16 protein-coding genes are annotated in these 16422 nt (G+C 62.3%); 14 read left to right on the top strand and 2 right to left on the bottom strand.

The window, feature by feature from the left end; translation table 11 throughout:
* The first annotated feature begins 98 nt into the window (after window positions 1–98).
* From urtB to HT051_RS03755, 12 genes are all read left to right on the top strand, one after another.
* Entirely contained in the window at window positions 99–974 is an 876-nt protein-coding gene (gene urtB / locus HT051_RS03700) for an urea ABC transporter permease subunit UrtB (protein WP_174540779.1), read from the top strand.
* A 40-nt stretch (window positions 975–1014) separates the two neighbouring features.
* Window positions 1015–2118 (top strand): urea ABC transporter permease subunit UrtC, encoded by a 1104-nt coding sequence (gene urtC / locus HT051_RS03705; protein ID WP_174540780.1) that lies wholly within the window; start codon window positions 1015–1017, stop codon window positions 2116–2118.
* Window positions 2119–2120: 2 nt separating this feature from the next.
* On the top strand, window positions 2121–2870 hold the full coding sequence (gene urtD, locus HT051_RS03710; RefSeq protein WP_174540781.1) for an urea ABC transporter ATP-binding protein UrtD: 750 nt from the start codon (window positions 2121–2123) through the stop codon (window positions 2868–2870).
* Window positions 2867–3571, top strand: a complete 705-nt coding sequence (gene urtE, locus HT051_RS03715) for an urea ABC transporter ATP-binding subunit UrtE (protein WP_174540782.1) — start codon at window positions 2867–2869, stop codon at window positions 3569–3571. Before urtD ends, urtE begins: the two co-directional genes overlap by 4 nt.
* A gap of 87 nt (window positions 3572–3658) precedes the next feature.
* Window positions 3659–4099, top strand: a complete 441-nt coding sequence (locus tag HT051_RS03720; RefSeq protein WP_174540783.1) for a N,N-dimethylformamidase, small subunit — start codon at window positions 3659–3661, stop codon at window positions 4097–4099.
* 143 nt (window positions 4100–4242) lie between these two features.
* A complete protein-coding gene (locus HT051_RS03725; RefSeq protein ID WP_246810165.1) occupies window positions 4243–6636 on the top strand; it encodes a LamG domain-containing protein in 2394 nt (797 codons plus the stop codon).
* Between the two features lie 165 nt (window positions 6637–6801).
* Window positions 6802–7896, top strand: a complete 1095-nt coding sequence (locus tag HT051_RS03730) for a ring-hydroxylating oxygenase subunit alpha (protein WP_174540785.1) — start codon at window positions 6802–6804, stop codon at window positions 7894–7896.
* A gap of 5 nt (window positions 7897–7901) precedes the next feature.
* The gene (locus HT051_RS03735) at window positions 7902–8600 is read left to right on the top strand and encodes a tetratricopeptide repeat protein (RefSeq protein ID WP_174540786.1); all 699 of its coding nucleotides are present in this window, start codon (window positions 7902–7904) and stop codon (window positions 8598–8600) included.
* On the top strand, window positions 8597–8920 hold the full coding sequence (locus tag HT051_RS03740) for a hypothetical protein (protein ID WP_174540787.1): 324 nt from the start codon (window positions 8597–8599) through the stop codon (window positions 8918–8920). Before HT051_RS03735 ends, HT051_RS03740 begins: the two co-directional genes overlap by 4 nt.
* A gap of 141 nt (window positions 8921–9061) precedes the next feature.
* Window positions 9062–9859 carry a TorF family putative porin gene (locus HT051_RS03745; protein WP_246810166.1) on the top strand — a complete coding sequence of 266 codons (798 nt, stop codon included), beginning with the start codon at window positions 9062–9064 and terminating at the stop codon, window positions 9857–9859.
* Window positions 9860–10210: 351 nt separating this feature from the next.
* A complete protein-coding gene (locus HT051_RS03750; RefSeq protein WP_174540788.1) occupies window positions 10211–11266 on the top strand; it encodes a phenylacetaldoxime dehydratase family protein in 1056 nt (351 codons plus the stop codon).
* Between the two features lie 4 nt (window positions 11267–11270).
* Window positions 11271–12314, top strand: a complete 1044-nt coding sequence (locus HT051_RS03755) for a carbon-nitrogen hydrolase family protein (protein WP_174540789.1) — start codon at window positions 11271–11273, stop codon at window positions 12312–12314.
* A 195-nt stretch (window positions 12315–12509) separates the two neighbouring features.
* On the opposite strand, the gene HT051_RS03760 is transcribed toward HT051_RS03755, so the two are convergent.
* Entirely contained in the window at window positions 12510–13514 is a 1005-nt protein-coding gene (locus HT051_RS03760; RefSeq protein WP_174540790.1) for a dimethylarginine dimethylaminohydrolase family protein, read from the bottom strand.
* A gap of 103 nt (window positions 13515–13617) precedes the next feature.
* The gene (locus tag HT051_RS03765) at window positions 13618–14235 is read right to left on the bottom strand and encodes a TetR/AcrR family transcriptional regulator (RefSeq protein WP_174540791.1); all 618 of its coding nucleotides are present in this window, start codon (window positions 14233–14235) and stop codon (window positions 13618–13620) included.
* A gap of 137 nt (window positions 14236–14372) precedes the next feature.
* Between HT051_RS03765 and HT051_RS03770 the strand changes: the two genes are divergently transcribed.
* Both HT051_RS03770 and HT051_RS03775 read left to right on the top strand, forming a co-directional pair.
* A complete protein-coding gene (locus tag HT051_RS03770) occupies window positions 14373–15452 on the top strand; it encodes a PotD/PotF family extracellular solute-binding protein (protein ID WP_174540792.1) in 1080 nt (359 codons plus the stop codon).
* A gap of 104 nt (window positions 15453–15556) precedes the next feature.
* Complete coding sequence (locus HT051_RS03775; protein WP_174540793.1) at window positions 15557–16420, top strand: ABC transporter permease; 864 nt, start codon at window positions 15557–15559, stop codon at window positions 16418–16420.
* Window positions 16421–16422: the final 2 nt, after the last annotated feature.

The following is a 16422-nucleotide window of genomic DNA, read 5'->3' on the forward strand; positions in this document are numbered from 1 at the left end:
GCTCCCGACTGAAACGAATTTGAAAAGTGCAAGGCGCGCCGTCGTTGCGGCGGGCGAAGGGCCGATTGCGGCTCCAAGCACGGGGGACCTTACGGATTATGGATCTCGGGACGCTCGCGAACGCTCTCATCCTCGGCGTCAGCATTGCCAGCATCTGGCTTGTTGCGGCGCTGGGGCTGACGGTTATCTACGGCACTGCCGGCGTGATCAACATGGCGCATGGCGAGCTGATCATGCTCGGCGCCTACAGCACCTATATGCTGCAGGTCTATCTCGGCGTTCCCTATCTCATCTGTATCCCGGCCTCGTTCGTGATCGTGGCGCTGGTTGGGCTTCTGCTCGAGCGCGGGCTCATCCGCTATCTCTACAATCGGCCGCTCGACACACTGCTGGCCACCTGCGGCGTGTCGCTGGTGCTGATGCAGAGCGTGCGGCTGATCTTCGGCAGCGATCCGAAATACATCTCCGTGCCGGAAATCTTCTCCAGCAATATCGCGCTCGGCTCGGTCTCCATCTCCACCTTCCGCGTCATCATCTTGGCGGTCACGGCGCTGCTGGTCTTCGGGCTGTGGTTCTTGTTCTACAAGACGCGCTTCGGCGTGCAGGTCCGCGCCGTGATGCAGAACAAGGAGATGGCCGCCTCGTTCGGCATCAATGCCGGCCGCGTCTACATGCTGACCTTCTCGCTCGGGGCGGGGCTTGCCGGCGTCGCCGGCTCGCTGTTCGGCGTGCTGGCCATCGTGCTGCCGACCATGGGCGCGAGCTACGTGGTGCAGTCCTTCCTGATGGTGGTGGTCGGCGGCGGTTCGCTTGCCGGCAGCGTCGCGGCGAGTGCCGCGACCGGGGAGATGCAATCCGTGCTGGCATCGTTCACCAACGCCACCTTGGCCCGCTTCATCATCTTCGTGCTGATCGTCGTGTTCCTCCGCTTCCGGCCGCAAGGGCTGTTCGCGCAAGGCGGGGTGAGGCGATGAGCGCGGTCAGCAAGCGGCAAGCGAAACGGGGCTGGTAATCATGGGCAATATCTATCACGACAAGAAGCTGCAATGGCTCGCCTATGCGGTGTTCTTCGCCGCCATCGGTATCGTGCCGCTATTCGTCGGCGACGCCTTTCTGCTCAACCAGCTCGCGACCTACGGCATCTACGCGATGTTGGCTCTGTCGATCAGCTTGTGCTGGGGCTTTGGCGGCATCCTCAATCTCGGCCAGGGCATTTCCTTCGGCCTTGGCGCCTACGGCATGGCGATGACCATGCAGATGCAGACCCAGACGGACTCCAACCCGATCCCGCCCTTCATGCTGAACAACAGCCTGGAGCATCTGCCGTGGTTCTGGGAGCCGTTCTCCAGCACGGCGGGCGGGCTGATCTTCGCGGTCGCGGTGCCGACATTCTTCTGCGCGGTGTTCGGCAGCATCATGTTCCGGGCGCGCGTCTCCGGTGTGTTCTTCACCATCATGACGCTGGCTATGCTGTCGGCATTCTACACCATCATCCTCGATCAGCAGGCCTATACCGGCGGTGCCAACGGCTTGACGCCGCCGGCCTCGCTGCAGATCGGCAGCTTCGAGATCGATCCCTATAGCGCCACCGCCTACTGGATCGTCTTCGCCCTTCTATGCGTTGCCACGGTGCTGGCGAAGCTCCTCACCCAGAGCTCGTTCGGGCTGGTGACCCAGGCGATCCGCGACGATGCCGAACGGGTGCGCTTCCTCGGCTATAACGTCGCCGGCTACGAGACCGCGATCTACACCATCTCCGGCATGATCGCCGCCATCGCCGGCTGCTGCTGGGTGATGCTGGTGCAGTATGTGTCGCCGGCTCAGCTCGATGTCAGCCTCAGCCTTTCCATGGTGATCTGGGCGGCGATCGGCGGACGCAACTCGCTGCTCTGGGCGATGATCGGCGCCTTCCTCATCCAGGGCGGCCAGAGCTATCTCGGCGACCAGTTTCTTTCGACCTGGCTTCTGCTTCTCGGCGGCTTCTTCATCGTCGTGGTGCGGTTCCTGCCGAACGGCCTGGCAAGCCTCGCCGAGGCGGGGCTCGGCTGGCTGAGCGCACGGCTTCCGTCGAAGTCGGGCCGGGCCATCGAATCCGTGACGGCAGAGGAGGGGGCATAAAGATGTCGGGACTTCTCGAAATCCAGCATCTGTCGAAGAGCTTCGATACGGTCCAGGTGATCAACGACTTCAGCATGGAAGTCACCGAGGGCACGATCTGCTGCCTGGTCGGTCCCAACGGCGCCGGCAAGACCACGACGATCGATCTGATCACCGGGCGGGTGAAGCCGACTTCGGGCAAGATCCTGTTCGCCGGCAACGACATCACCGGCCAGGACGAGCATGTCACGGCGCGAGCCGGGATCGGTCGCAAGTTCCAGGTGCCGGCCGTGCTGCGCGACATGACGGTGCGGCAAAATCTGGAGGTCGCCTATAGCCGGCAGACCAATCCCTTCACCAACCTGTTCACCTTTCACCCGAGCGGGCTGAAGCAGAAGTTCGACGAGATTGCGACGCTGGCCGGGCTGACGCACCGGCTCGAAGAGTTCGCGGGCAATCTCTCGCATGGCGAAACGCAATGGCTGGAGATCGGCATGGTGCTGATGCAGGAGCCGCGGCTCTTGCTGATGGACGAGCCGATTGCCGGCATGACCGAAGCCGAGATCGAAAAGACCACCAGCATCTTCAAGGATCTGCGCAAGAGCGCGACGTTGGTCGTGGTGGAGCACGATATGGGCTTCGTGCGCGAGATCGCCGATGTGGTGACGGTGATGCATATGGGTTCGCTGCTGGCGCAAGGCGACATCGCCGCAATCGAAGCGGATGCGCGCGTGCGCGACGTCTATCTCGGCGAGGAGGAGGAAGCGGCATGAGCGCGTTGCTGCAGCTGGAAAACGTCACGTCCTATTACGGCGCGACGCCGATCCTCAGGGACTTTTCCTTCGAGCTTAAGAAGGGGCAATGCGTCTGCGTGCTCGGCCGCAACGGCGTCGGCAAGACCACCTTGATGCGCACCATCATGGGGCTGACCGACAAATCGACCGGCGCGATCACGATGGACGGCGCCGAGATCGGCAACAAGCCGACCTATGTGCGGGCGACTTACGGGCTCGGCTACGTGCCTCAGGGGCGCGGCATTCTTTCGGATTTCACGGTGCGCGAGAACATCCTGCTGGGCACCTTCGCGCGCAAGGATCACGCCGCCGGTATCCCGGAGCTTTGCCTGAAGATCTTTCCCTATTTGCGGGAGAATCTCGACCGGCGCGCCGGGCTTCTTTCCGGCGGGCAGAAGCAGCAGCTCGCCGTGGCGCGCGCGCTCGCCGTCGATCCGCAAGTGTTGCTGCTGGACGAGCCGACCGAAGGCATCCAGCCCAACATCGTGCACGAGATCGGCGAGATCCTGCAGATGCTGAACAAGGAGCTCGGCATCAGCCTGATCCTGACCGAGCAGCATATCAAGGTCGCGCGCAAGCTCGGCGACGCCTTCGTCATGGTCGATAACGGCCGGGTGGTGGCAAGCGGGCCGATCGCGGAAATGACCGACGAACTCGTCGAGCAACATATGACGATCTAACGGTTTGGGAACGATAGTCGGCGCCCCCATCCGCGGCGCGCCGAACGATCGAGTGAGGAAGTGAATCAGCAACCAACGGAGCGAAACATGATTCCAATTCCGAAGAAGGGCACGCCGGAGCGTGAGGAACTCATTCGGCTGCACAGGGAGTGCGTCGACTCCATGAAGGGCGTCGCTGGGTTCTCGGTGCTGAAATGCGAGACGCCGGGCGACACCACCGTGGTGACTGGCGGCGTGCACGAGTATCCGACGCTCCGCCGGGTCCTGATGCGCATGCGCGGCGAGTCGCCGGCGGGCAAGCTCATCACCATCTGCACCAAGGTGGACAAGGAATGGCGCATCGGCCGCCTGTCGGGCATCCGCGGCGTGCCGCCGGAGTTCGTCAACGACAAGGTCTACACCGATGAGCAGGAGATCCAGCACGACATCTTCCTGATGCGCCTGGACGAGCTGCCGGAGACGGCGGGCATGCCGGAGAATTTCGAAGAAGGCTGGAAGCACCGCGACGACAACTGGCCGGTGACCTGAGCCTGACCGCTCCGGGCTAGGGGGCGTCCGCCCCCGGCTTCAACGAAACCATCGATTCTTGCCGCGTCTTCGAGACCCTGAGGACGCGAACGGCGGAGCTTTGCTCCACGTGCATTGAGAAACTGGAGACTACTATGTGTGCCATGAGGCTGACCGGATACGCCGATAAGTTCGGCGTTCACCCCGGCGAGAAGATCAAGTTCTACGTCAATTGCGACGGCCCTTCGGAGTTCAAGGCCGAGGTCGTGCAGATGATCCACGGCGACACCAATCCGCGCGGGCCCGGCTATATCGAGCGGCCGATGGATACGGCGGCGAACGGCGTCTACAAGGGCCGCAAGCAGATCATTCACAGCGGCTCCTACGGCTTTGTCGAGGATGCGCCGCAGTTCCACGTCGACAGCTTCACGCTGCAGTGCTGGATCTGGCCGACCACGCCGAAGACCCATCCGCGCTATTGGAAGCACGGCGCGCAAGGGCTGGTGACCAAATGGATGGACGGCAAGGGCTATGGCCTCTTCATCAACGAAGAGGGCTGCGTCGAGCTGCGCATCAACGAGCACAAGATCAGCACCGGCGTGCCGATCCGCGATCATGCCTGGCACTTCATCGCCGCCAGCTTCGATGCGGAGACCGGCGAGGTGGTGCTGTATCACGAGCCGCAGATCGTCTATGCGCTGGATCCGGTGATCGAGCCGGTGAAGACCACGGTGGACACCACCATTGCCCATACCGCCGCACCGACGGCGCTCGGCGCTTATGTGGAGAAGATCGACGGCAACGATGCGCTGGCCCAGTCTTCGCTGCCGGCCGGCGTCTGGTTTGCCGGCAAGTATAACGGCAAGATCGACAGCCCGCGCATCTGCAACAAAGCCCTCAACCGGTTCGAGATCGAGCAGATGAAGGGCGGTGCCCAGCCCGGCCTGACCGAGCGGCGCAATTCCGGTCCGACCGGCGCGCTGTCGGAGGTGATCGTTGCGGCCTGGGATTTCTGGGACGGCATCGACACCATCGCCGCCAAGGATAACGGCCCGTATGGCTTCGACGCGCAGCTGGTCAATTGCCCGACCCGCGCGCTGACCGGCTACAATTGGTCCGGCCAGAATTTCGACTGGAAGTTCGCCACCAAGGAATACGGCGCCATCCACTTCCATGACGACGATGTCGACAATGCCCGCTGGCAGGTCGACGTCGAATGGGATGTGCCGGCAGAAGGCATCAAGAGCCGCTTCTACGCGCTGAAGCTCACCACCGAAGACGGCGATGAGGACTACATTCCGTTCTGGGTGGTGCCGGAGATCGGCAAGGAGCAATCGAAGATCGCGGTGATGGTGCCGACCATCAGCTACATGGCCTATGCCAACGAGCATGTGGCGTGTAACGCGGGCGGCGCGGAGCTGTTTGTCTACCGCGTGCCGATCATGCAGCAGCAGAACATGTTCCTGGCCGAGCACCGGGAATATGGCGGCTCGATCTACGACACGCATACCGACGGCTCGGGCATCTGCCTGTCCTCGCGTCTGCGTCCGATCCTCAGCATCCGGCCGAAATACGATCACTTCCTGGCGCAGGCGCCGTGGCAGTATCCCGCCGACCTCCACCTGATCTATTGGCTGGAGACGATGGGCTACGAATACGACGTCATCACCGATGAGGACGTGACCTATGAAGGCCTGGCCCGGCTGGAGAACTACAACGTCATCATCACCGGCTCGCATCCGGAGCATAATTCCGGCACCCAGCTCGACGCTCTGCACAACTACACGCAGCGCGGCGGACGCCTGATGTATATGGGCGCGGATGCCTGGTACTGGGTGCATTCCTACCACCCGGCCTACGAGTCCGAAGGGCGCGGTGTGCTCACCGAGATGCGGCGCTGCGAATCCGGCATCCGCACTTGGCGCGCAGAGCCTGGCGAGTATTACCACCAGGGCACCGGTGAGCTCGGCGGCATGTGGCGCTTCCGCGGCCGCTCGCTCTACTCGGTCGCCGGTGTGGGCATGACCAATGAAGGCTTCGACGTCTCGACCTATTACAGCCGGACGCCGGATAGTCTCGACCCGCGGGTCGCCTGGGCCTTCGAGGGTATCGATTATGACGAGCCGATCGGCAATTTCGGCCTGGTGGGCGGCGGCTGCGCCGGCCTGGAGCTCGATATCGTCGACGTCACGCTGGGCTCGCCGCCGCACACGCTTGCGGTTGCGACCTCGGCCGGCCGCCATACCGAAGCCTATCTGTTGGTGATGGAAGATTTCGGCTTCAACCAGCAGGGCTTGGACGGCACCACCCATCCGCGTGTGCGTGGCGACATCGCCTTCCACGAGACGCCGAATGGCGGCGGTTGCTTCGCCTTCTCGTCGATCGCGTTCTGCGGCTCGCTTCCCTGGAACGAGGGCAAGAACAACGTCTCGACCCTGGTGGGCAATGTGCTCGACCGCTTCATGCAGGACGGCCCGCTGCCGGCGGCGCCGGCCGAGGCGATCAAGCATCGCGGACGGGCGGATTACGACACGCCGGAGCCTGCCACGCAGGCCTAAGGCTTAGGCGCATTTGTGGTGTCCGCGGGCTTGGCCGCGGGCACCTGCCCCTCCCAGCCGCAGCAAATGCGCCATGGTGCGGGCGGCCTTGCTTAAAGAGCCATCTAAGCAGCCGCCCGTGCCGCCGGGAGATCGAATGGAACTGTCAGACGAAGGGTTTGCTCGATGCTTCATCGCCCCGATTTCGGCTTTCAGGCGGAAGGCCACGACCTTTGCAGCGCGAGCTTTTACGCCGAGGCGCTTGACGGTCTCGGCGAGGCCAGCGTTTTACCGCCGGTGGTGTTCCGCTCGCTGCGCTTCAGCCTGCTCGAGGACGAGACGATCTGGACCCGCGACTGGGTCGCGATCGGTTGCGGCCACGAAATCCCGGGCGAAGGCGATCTGCTGCCTTTCACCGTCGGCAATCACGGCATTCATGTGCAGCGCGCCGGCTCCGGGCTGACCGGGCGCTTCAACAAGGCCCAGCATGGCGGCTGCCGCGCGATCCCGCTGCAATGCCAGACCGGCAAGAAGACCAAATGCTCTTTCACTTCTTGCGGCTATAGCCGCGACCGCAGCGCGATCTCCGCCGGCGAGCTGGGCGATGCCACGCCGGCCATGGAGCAGTATCTCGGAGTCCAGCCGGAGCGGCTGCTTCCGGTTCATGCTGCGAGCCTCGGGCCGCTGATCTTCGTCAATCTCGATGTCGCGCCGGCGACAGACGAACCGGCCTTTTCGGGTCTCGAACGCGCCGGCGGATTCTTCCAGACCAGCATGCAATGCATTGCCTCGGGCTGGCTGGAGTTCGCCGCCAACTGGAAGCTGCTCGGTCAGCATCTTTGCGACGGCAAGCCGGTCTCGGAAGACGAGGAGCAGGACTGGCTCCTCGCCGAAAGCTTCATTGCGGGCAAGCCGGCGGAGGTTGCTTGGTTGTTTCCCAATCTGGTTTTGATGCAGGCGGCGGGCGAGACCTGCGCCATCGTCCTGCAGCACACCGCGCTCGGCCAGACGCTCTGCCGCTATTTCGTCTTCGGCGACGTGCGGGACGGAAGCTCGGCCTTCTGGACCGGCGAGATCGAGCGGCGCGCGGCCAAGGCGTGTGCCGACCACCAGGAGACGGTGCGCTGGGGCACCAATTTCCGCTCCGAGACGATCGGCGCTCCGCTTCCGCGGCAGTCCGATCCGCTTGGGCTTTGGATGCAGCGCATGGTGGCGCGCCGGGTCATGCAGACGCCGAGCGCGCCATTCTCCCAACCGCTTTATCAGCACGCCAGAGGTTGACCGAAATGCTCTCACTCAATCTGAAGATCGACGAGAATTCCGCGCTAGCCGGCGCCGTCCGCGCCTATGAGAAGGGCGCGTTCGAGACCGCGTTTGCCTTGTTCTCCGGGCTTGCCGAAGGAGGCGATGCAGACGCCAAGGCCTGGCTTGCGGCGATGTACGCCAATGGCGACGGGGTGGAGACCTCGCTGGCGAAGGCGCGCGCGCTGTACCGCGAAGCCGCCGAGGCCGGGAACGTTCTGGCGCAGACCAATCTCGGCGCCATGCTGGCCATGGGGCAGGGAGGAACGGCGGACGAAGCCGAAGGCGCGCGCTGGCTGACCCGGGCCGCCGAGCAGGGCGATCTCTTCGCGCAATATAATCTGGCGACGCTTCTTTCCAAAGGAGACGGCATTGCCGCCGATCCGGAGTGCGCCGCCAAATGGTATCGGGCGGCGGCGGAGGCCGGGCATTACCCGTCTCAAGCGCGGCTCGGCTATCTCTACACGAACGGGATCGGGGTGGAGAAGGACCGGGTCGAAGCCTTCGTCTGGCTTTCGCTCGCCGCTCAACACGGCGTCGGCACGGCGCTGAATGCGCTGGAGGCCATCGTCTCGCAGATGTCGGCCGAGGAAAAGGGCCGCGGCGCGGAGCTGGTCGCGGCCTGGCGGTCGCGCACGTCGGAGATTTCCCGTCATGCCCGCCTGCAGCCGGATCCGGCATGAGCTCGTCCGTTTTCAGCCCGCAGCAAATCAAGTTCGAGTTCCTCAGCTACATCAAGGAATTTGGGGCCCTGCCGGAGGAATGGCGGGTGGGCTGCGCGGCGGACGCGCAAGAGGCGATGTTCGGTCGGAACGGCGTCGACCGGGAGCGGGATATCTGGCTGTGGAAGCCTGCGCTCTCGGCTAAGGCCGCCGCCATCGTCTATCGCTATCTGACCGAGCAAATGCATGTGCCGAGCGCCGAGGATGAGTGCCAAGGATCGCAAATATTTCTCTATAGACGGACGCCAAAAAACGCCGCGGGAAATGGCGCAACTGGCTGATTATGCCTGTAAATTACGCATCTGTGACGGATAGGCAACGCGCCTCTTAAACAGAGCTTTCTCTACTCTTTTTAGCTAGATAAAATATCTAGAGTCACCCTAGAGTTATCGCGTAAGTTCAAACTCCAGGGGGATAAAAATATGTCTTCGATGAAGCTGTCGCTGGCGACGGGATTGTTGGCGATGACCATCGCCGTCTCGTCTGCCCATGCGGAGGATGTGGAGCAGTCGCTCGACTCGACGTCGTGGCCGGTGGATATCCTGGTCGGGACCAAGTTCACCACCGACTACAATCTGCGAAGCGTCTCGCAGACGCAGGGTAATCCGGCTGTGCAGAGCTATGCCGAGATCAATCTCGATAACGGTCTTTATGCCGGTTTCTGGGCCTCGAATGTCGATTTCGAGGGGACCGATCCGTATGCCGAGTTCGACTATTATGGCGGTCTTCGCCATAGCTTCGACAAGCTGACGCTGGATGGCGGTTACGTCTATATCGATTATATCGGCGAGAATCCGGGCCCCGAGCTCGATTTCTGGAAGATCTACGGCATCGGCAAATACGCGCTTTCCGACGACATCACGATCGGTGCCAACCTATTCTGGACGAGCTCGTTCATCGGCTATAACGGCATTGACGGCACTCATTCGTCGGCCTTCGCCAGTGTGGCCTTGCCGCAGTTCGGCCTGCCGGAGAGCGTCGGGACTTATCTGTCCGGCGAGATCGGCCGGCAATGGGTGAGCGACGATTTCGCACCCGATTACACCTATTGGAATGCCGGCGTCGGCTTCACCTACAAGGCGGCGACGCTTGACCTTCGCTACACCGGATCCGACCTGAGCGAGGCCGGCTGCGCCGCGTTCATCGGGCAGCGGGATTCCTGCGGCAACCGCTTCGTTGCCAGCATCTCCTTCGACACGTCTTTCGATCAGCTGCGTTAAGCGCAGACTCGCCAGATGTCCCTGAGGGCTCTAGCCGGGTGATTGCGGATCTTCCCATCCGTGCATCCGGCTAGAGCCGCCCATTCGGCACTACGACGATTTCGGATAGACGCCGCGCCCTTGCAGGGTCTCCAGCATCTGGTTCTTGTCCTGGCTGACGTCGTCCTGCCCCCTGTCGTATCCGGCAGGCCGGTTCGTGACCATGGCGGCGAGCGCTCCGATGGCGCGCGTTCCGCGATCCGCTTCCGCGCAAGCGTTGGCTGGATAGATTCTTTCTCTTCTCAGGACAGGTTTTTGTGAGACGGGGCGACATGCAAGGCTTGTCGCATCGAGGCGATCACGGAGTGGGCGATGAAGGGCGAACCCAAGCTGCGGATGCCGGAAAACTGGACGCCGCCGGTTCCCTCCTACAGTTCACGCGTCGTGCCGGAGGAGGGCCATCTGGTCATCCTCTATCTGGGGGCGCAGGCTCGGTCACAAGACGTCTCTCGCGCCGCATTCTTAGAGATTTCCAGCTTTTTCGACGATGTGGACGACAGCCCGTATTGGCTGGATCGGGCCGCCTATTGCTCCGCCTCCGGGTATTGGGAGCACATCGTCATCGCTTATTTCGTGAGCGTCGAAGCCTTCGAGGCCTGGGTCACGGCGAGCGGGTTCGGAACTTGGTGGGCGGACAGCGCCCGGCTGAGCCAGGATGCCGGTCTCTGGCAGGAGCGCCTGGTGCTCTCGGGCGATCGTATCGAAGCGCTTCATTCTTCTCCTAATAAGGATGCGCATTCCCATGGCGGCGAGATCGTCGGTCCGATCCGGCATCATGCGTATTGGGGCGGCATGCGCGACCGGCTCCAGGTATCCCGCCACGATCACCTCGAAAGCGCGGTGACGGGGTATCCCGAACGGGGGGAGGTGGAGTCATACGGCCGGCGCGTCGTCGTGCCGGTGCCGCAGAACCTCGCGATAATCCGTTCGGGTCAGGACAGGCGGTTCGCATCTGTCGAAGAGCGTGCGCTTTACGACGAGATCGTGCGCGGCAATCTGCTCAAAGGCATGGCGTATCTGGAAGAGCGTGGCAGCGAAGTCGGGTGCTTTGCCTGCCGGTACGTCACCGAAATCGACGCATCCGGCCAAGAGACGGACCGCAATTTCGGCCATTGTCTGTTTCGCAGCCTCGAAGACCTGGAGAATTGGGCGAAATCGCATCCGACCCATCTGGCCATATTCGGCAGCTTCTTTGAGCTTCAGAAGCGCTGCGACAACGATATGACGCTGCGCTTCTACCACGAGGTCGGGGTCACCCCCGCATCGGGACTGCATTTCGAATACGTCAATTGCCATCCCGAAACCGGGCTTCTGGGATATTTTTGCCCCGGAGGCCGTCACGCATTTTTCCAAAAGCCAGGAGCATGAGTGCATGAAGAAGATCAAGGCGGCGGCGGTACAGGCGGCCCCGGTTTTTCTCGATCTGAACGGGTCGATCGATAAGGCAGAGAAATATGTCGAGGAGGCTGCGGCGAACGGGGCGGATCTCGTCGCCTTTCCGGAAACCTGGCTTCCAGGCTTCCCGTTCTTTATCTGGTTGGGAACGCCGCGGGAAAGTCTCGCTTATTTCCCGCGCTATCACGCCAACAGCATGGAAGTGAATTCGCCGGAGATGCGCCGGCTGCAATCGATCGCGGCCAAAAACAAGGTCACGCTCGTCATGGGCTTTTCCGAGCGCGATGGCGGGAGCCGGTATATGGCCCAGGTGATCATCGGACCCGATGGCGAAATCCTTCTGACCCGGCGTAAGCTTAAACCCACCCATGTGGAGCGGACCATCTTCGGAGAAGGCGACGGCTCCGATCTTCGAGTCGTGGATGCCGAATTTGGGCGTTTGGGCGCCCTCAATTGCTGGGAACACGTACAGCCGTTGATGAAGATGGCGATGTATGCCCAGCATGAGGAAGTGCATGTCGCCGGCTGGCCGAGCCTTTGCGTCGGACGCGACGTCGCTTATGCCTTGGGCCCGGAAGTGAACAATGCGGCCAGCCAGATTTATGCGGTCGAGGGCGGGTGCTACGTGCTTGCTCCCTGTGCCGTCGTCTCTCAGGAGATGTTCGACATCATGTGCGACACGCCGGAAAAAGCCCACGTGCTCAATCCGTATGGCAGCAAGCCGGGCGGCGGTTTCACCATGATTTACGGTCCGGATGGCCGTGAGATGTGCGACCCGTTGCCGGAAGACCAGGAAGGCATTCTGTACGCTGATCTCGATCCCGAAACGCTTATTCTCGCCAAGGCGGCCGCCGATCCGGTCGGTCATTATGCGCGCGCCGATGCGGTTAGGCTTGTCGTCAATCGCAAGAAGCGCGTCGTGATGGAGGAGATCGATAACGAGGATCGTCGTGCAAAGCCTGCCGGGAGCGGGCAGCAAGACGATGGCGAAGAAGATATCGTCGAATTCAGCGTCCAGTAGCTCCAGCCCTAGCGAGGGAGACCTGCGCCGGGCTTTATCGAGACTGGAGCGGCTCATTGCGTTTCCCGCCGTTCGGCGGCGGGGAACCATGAGCGGATCACCTGTTGTACACTCCGTCCTATGAGGAAGAGATTGCCTGCGTGGGCGTGAAGTCCACGCAGGCCAGGCTGAAAGCGCTGGGAAAAATCCTAGGCGCTAAAGCGAATCCCGCCGCAGCGGCGTGGTGGAGCAATGGATTCCGCCGCCATTCTTATGCATGGCGGAATAGGGGATCGTCTTCCAGGTGACGCCGTGTTTGGCGAGCCGGTCGAGGGTGCGGTTGGAGGCGCCCTCGGGCATCAGAAGCCTGCCGGGCGCAACGGCCAGCCCGTTGACGATCCAAGGATCGTCGGCCGGGTCGATCTCGATCAGATGGATGCCGCGCGCCTTCAGCTCCTCCAGGAAGGAATAGGGTAGGCCGAACGGGTTCACCAAGGCGAGATCCTTGTCGACCATCAGGAAGGAGACGTCGATATGGATGTCGTATCCGGTGAGGTCGACGATCAGCAGGTCCACACCCTGGCGCTTCAGCACCTCGCCGACCTGCTCGGCGCCTTCCCGATTGACGCGGACGCCGACGCCGATCGCCGCCGTCTTCTCGTCGATCCAGGTGAAGCTTCCGCCTTCCATGACGCCTGTGCCGGAGACGGTGCGCAGGATCGGAATGCCGATATTGGCGAGCGTCCGGGTGATGGGCAGCTCCTCGCCCCGGCGGATGCGCGCGCCCATACGGCAGACGATGGCGCCGCCCTTCACCATGATCAGCGGATCGCGCGTGTAGCAGAATTTGAGGCGGTTGCGCTCCACGCCCTCCACATGGAAGACCTCGATGCCTTCGTCCTTGAGGGCTTGGACCAGCCCGTCATGCTGGGCCTGCATCGCCGCAATGTCGGGGAGGGTGTCGCTCTGGAAATACCATCCGGTTTCGGGATCGCCGAAGGAGCCGATTTCGGGGATGCGCTTGTCGGCGCTGACGATCTCCATCTCCGGGCCGGGGCGGTGCACCAGGATGCTCCTGATGCGTCCGACATCGTTGTCGATGCCCCAAAGATTGCCCCAATTCGCCAGCTGTTCGCTCTCGTCCTCGAAGGGCGGCGAGGCGGGGGCGGCAAATTTCTTGATGGTCTGGGTGTAGACCCAGTGAGGATTATTAGTCGTCATCCCCTAACTCCCGGTTTGACTCTTCAGTTGTATCTGTCGGCCGCGTGAACTTGCGGCCGTGACCTTGCTCGCGACGGGCCTTCGCCGCTCTTGCGAACGGTTGCTAAGGCACGCGAATGAGATCTGCGATGAGGCGGTTCTGCGCATCGACATGCGCCTTGAGCTCATCCAGCGACAATGTCTCGTCCTTGGCGAATTCGATGAACCGCATGTTGAGATTGTTGAACAGAACCTCGCCGATAAGCATCGGGTCGACGGCGCCGGAGACCAGCGTCTTCTGCTGCAGGATCTCGATCAGCCTGACGATCTGTTGGGCCAAGCGGCGGTCGAGATCGGTGTAGAGCTTCGAGGCCGTCGTCTCCGGCTGCTGAATCGAAATGGCCATCGCCGTGCGCCACATCTCCTTGGAGAGATAGACCAGCGAATGGTCGTAATACTGATGCACCAGGCGGCGGAGAGCCTCCTCGGCGTTCTGCGGCGGATCGGCGAGCAGCGCTTCGCCCGCGGAGAGGACCTCGGCGACCTCCATCGCCACCACGGCCACCAGTAGATCGCCCTTATTCTCGTAGTAGTTATACAGCGTGCCGGCGCTCACATTCGCCAGGGCGGCGATGTCCTCCATCCGGACGCTGCTATAGCCGCGCGCGCGGAACAATTGCGCCGCCGACTCCACGATACGGCGGTCCGTATCCGCCTTCTTACGTGCTCTCAATCCCGTCATTCTTCACCGAACACTTTGCGACGAAAGGGTTATTGACATAAAAATGAATCTATTCAATCTTTTTCTCAGGGCACTGACGAGAGTGTCACACCCGCTAGATTCACCCCGCCTGACCGCCTTCCAGAGGATACAGATTTATGATTTCGCGCTCACTTGGAACGTCGCTCCGCCGCTTGCTGCTTTCTACCGCTTTCGCCACCTGGGCGTTCAGTCCTTCGCCCGTCTTGGCCGCGGAGGAGCTGAATGCGCTGGTCTGGTGCGACCACACCGATGCGGCGCTGATCGAGCCCTTCGAGAAGGCCAACAACGTCAAGGTCAACCTCAAGGAATATGAAGGCACAGGCGCGGGCCTTTCCATCATCGAGCAATCGCAGCCGGGCGATTGGGACGTGCTGGTGGTCGACGGTGTCGACGTCAAGCGCGTTGCAGATATGGGCATTCTCGGCGAACTGCCCGCCGATATCGTGCCGACATCCGACATCTTCCCCGAAGTCGTGATGGCGGAGAACAACAGCAAGGACGGCAAGATCTACGCCGTCACCGAGAAGTTCGGCTACAACACGATCTCCTACAATAAGGACAAGGTCGATCCGGCCGATATGGAGGATCTCTCGATCTTCTGGTCCGACAAATACAAGGGCCGCATCGCTCTCTACGACTATTACATTCCGATGATCGGTCTGACCGGGCTCGCCCTGGACAAGAAGACCGCCGACCTCACCGAGGACGATCTGCCGGCCATCAAGGAGAAGCTGTTCGAGATGAAGGCGGTGGCCCGTCAGGTGAGCGACGTCGTGGCCTCGCAGACCGCGCTGGTCGGCGGCGAGGTGGACATCATCCTCGGCGGCGGCGAGTGGGTGACCGCCAGCCTTGCCAAGGAGCGGCCGGAATTCGACTGGACCGTCCCGAAGCAGGGCGCGGTGCGCTGGACCCAGTCGATCGGCGTGTTCGCGGATTCGGAGAAGAAGGATCTGGCGCAAAAGTTCGTGCAGTACATTCTCAGCCCTGAAGGCCAGGCCCGGCTCGCCACGTCGTCCTGCTATTGGGGCATGCCGGCGAACTCCAAGGCGGGTGAGCATCTCGACGAGCAGCAGAAGGCTGCGCTGCGCTGGGACGAACAGCCCGAATATCTGAAAAACACGCAGCTTTATCCCGTGGTCGACGCCAAGATGGACGCCGCCATGCAGGATGTCTGGACGGAGATGCTGCAGCACTAGGGGCGCCCCTCTTGCTGTTACGCGTCATCGACCGCGTCGATTTCAGGGCCCGCCGATTGGCGGGCCCCCTTCGTTCCCCCGCAAACGAACCGGAGCTGGGTTGAATGAGCACACTCACCCATGAACGCGCCGAACGCCGGAAAGCGTGGGGATTCGTGCTGCCGGCGCTGCTGTGGACTTTCGCCTTCTTCGTCGTGCCGTTCATCTATATGGCGGCGGTCAGCCTGTGGACGCGGCAGGGGCGGGAGACCATCCATAGCTGGACGCTGGACAACTATCTGAACTTCTTCGGCAAGCCGCATCTGCTGCAGGCGCTGTTCAATTCTCTCGAGGTGACGGTGATCGTCACCGTGATCTCGGTCATCCTCGCCTATCCTCTGGCATGGATCATCGCCGAACGCGTGCCGCGCCGGTTTCAGCGGCTCGCCTTGGTCCTGAGCATTCTGCCGTTCTGGACCTCCTATGTGATCCGCTCCTATTCCTGGCTGCTGGTGCTTTCCGATAGCGGCCCGGTGAACCAGGCGCTGGTCTGGACCGGGGTGATCGACACGCCGCTCGCCTTGAGCGCCACGCGCACGGCGACGGTGATCGGCTTCGTGCATTTCTTCGTCATGCTGCTGACGCTGACGATCTACGCCAATCTGGTGCAGCTCTCGCCCAATTACCGCCGCGCCGCCGCCGATCTCGGGGCAGGCGGCCTGCAGACCTTCTGGCACATCATTCTGCCGCTGACGCTGCCGGGCATCATGGTGGGTGCGTTCCTCACCTTCGTGCTGTGCATCGGCGACTACATCACGCCACAGATTCTCGGCGGCAATAACGAGTTGCTGCTGCCGCAGGTGATCATGCTGCAGTTGGGGCGTACCGCGAATTTCCCGATGGCCGCGGCGCTCTCGCTGGTGCTGATGGCGGTGGTTACGATCGCCTATCTGCTCTGCGCGCGCTGGCTGAAGATCGAGAGAGCCTGAGG

The sequence above is a fragment of the Methyloligella sp. GL2 genome (genome assembly GCF_013341275.1).
GTDB lineage: Bacteria > Pseudomonadota > Alphaproteobacteria > Rhizobiales > Methyloligellaceae > Methyloligella.

Excerpts from the sequence above, each read along its gene's own strand:
- HT051_RS03720 (WP_174540783.1), top strand. The coding sequence starts at position 3,659 with ATGATTCCAATTCCGAAGAAGGGCACGCCGGAGCGTGAGGAACTCATT.
- HT051_RS03735 (WP_174540786.1), top strand. The coding sequence starts at position 7,902 with ATGCTCTCACTCAATCTGAAGATCGACGAGAATTCCGCGCTAGCCGGC.
- HT051_RS03775 (WP_174540793.1), top strand. The coding sequence starts at position 15,557 with ATGAGCACACTCACCCATGAACGCGCCGAACGCCGGAAAGCGTGGGGA.
- HT051_RS03750 (WP_174540788.1), top strand. The coding sequence starts at position 10,211 with ATGAAGGGCGAACCCAAGCTGCGGATGCCGGAAAACTGGACGCCGCCG.
- urtD (WP_174540781.1), top strand. The coding sequence starts at position 2,121 with ATGTCGGGACTTCTCGAAATCCAGCATCTGTCGAAGAGCTTCGATACG.
- HT051_RS03730 (WP_174540785.1), top strand. The coding sequence starts at position 6,802 with ATGCTTCATCGCCCCGATTTCGGCTTTCAGGCGGAAGGCCACGACCTT.
- HT051_RS03740 (WP_174540787.1), top strand. The coding sequence starts at position 8,597 with ATGAGCTCGTCCGTTTTCAGCCCGCAGCAAATCAAGTTCGAGTTCCTC.
- urtE (WP_174540782.1), top strand. The coding sequence starts at position 2,867 with ATGAGCGCGTTGCTGCAGCTGGAAAACGTCACGTCCTATTACGGCGCG.
- HT051_RS03745 (WP_246810166.1), top strand. The coding sequence starts at position 9,062 with ATGTCTTCGATGAAGCTGTCGCTGGCGACGGGATTGTTGGCGATGACC.
- HT051_RS03725 (WP_246810165.1), top strand. The coding sequence starts at position 4,243 with ATGAGGCTGACCGGATACGCCGATAAGTTCGGCGTTCACCCCGGCGAG.
- HT051_RS03760 (WP_174540790.1), bottom strand. The coding sequence starts at position 13,514 with ATGACGACTAATAATCCTCACTGGGTCTACACCCAGACCATCAAGAAA.
- HT051_RS03755 (WP_174540789.1), top strand. The coding sequence starts at position 11,271 with ATGAAGAAGATCAAGGCGGCGGCGGTACAGGCGGCCCCGGTTTTTCTC.
- urtB (WP_174540779.1), top strand. The coding sequence starts at position 99 with ATGGATCTCGGGACGCTCGCGAACGCTCTCATCCTCGGCGTCAGCATT.
- HT051_RS03765 (WP_174540791.1), bottom strand. The coding sequence starts at position 14,235 with ATGACGGGATTGAGAGCACGTAAGAAGGCGGATACGGACCGCCGTATC.
- urtC (WP_174540780.1), top strand. The coding sequence starts at position 1,015 with ATGGGCAATATCTATCACGACAAGAAGCTGCAATGGCTCGCCTATGCG.
- HT051_RS03770 (WP_174540792.1), top strand. The coding sequence starts at position 14,373 with ATGATTTCGCGCTCACTTGGAACGTCGCTCCGCCGCTTGCTGCTTTCT.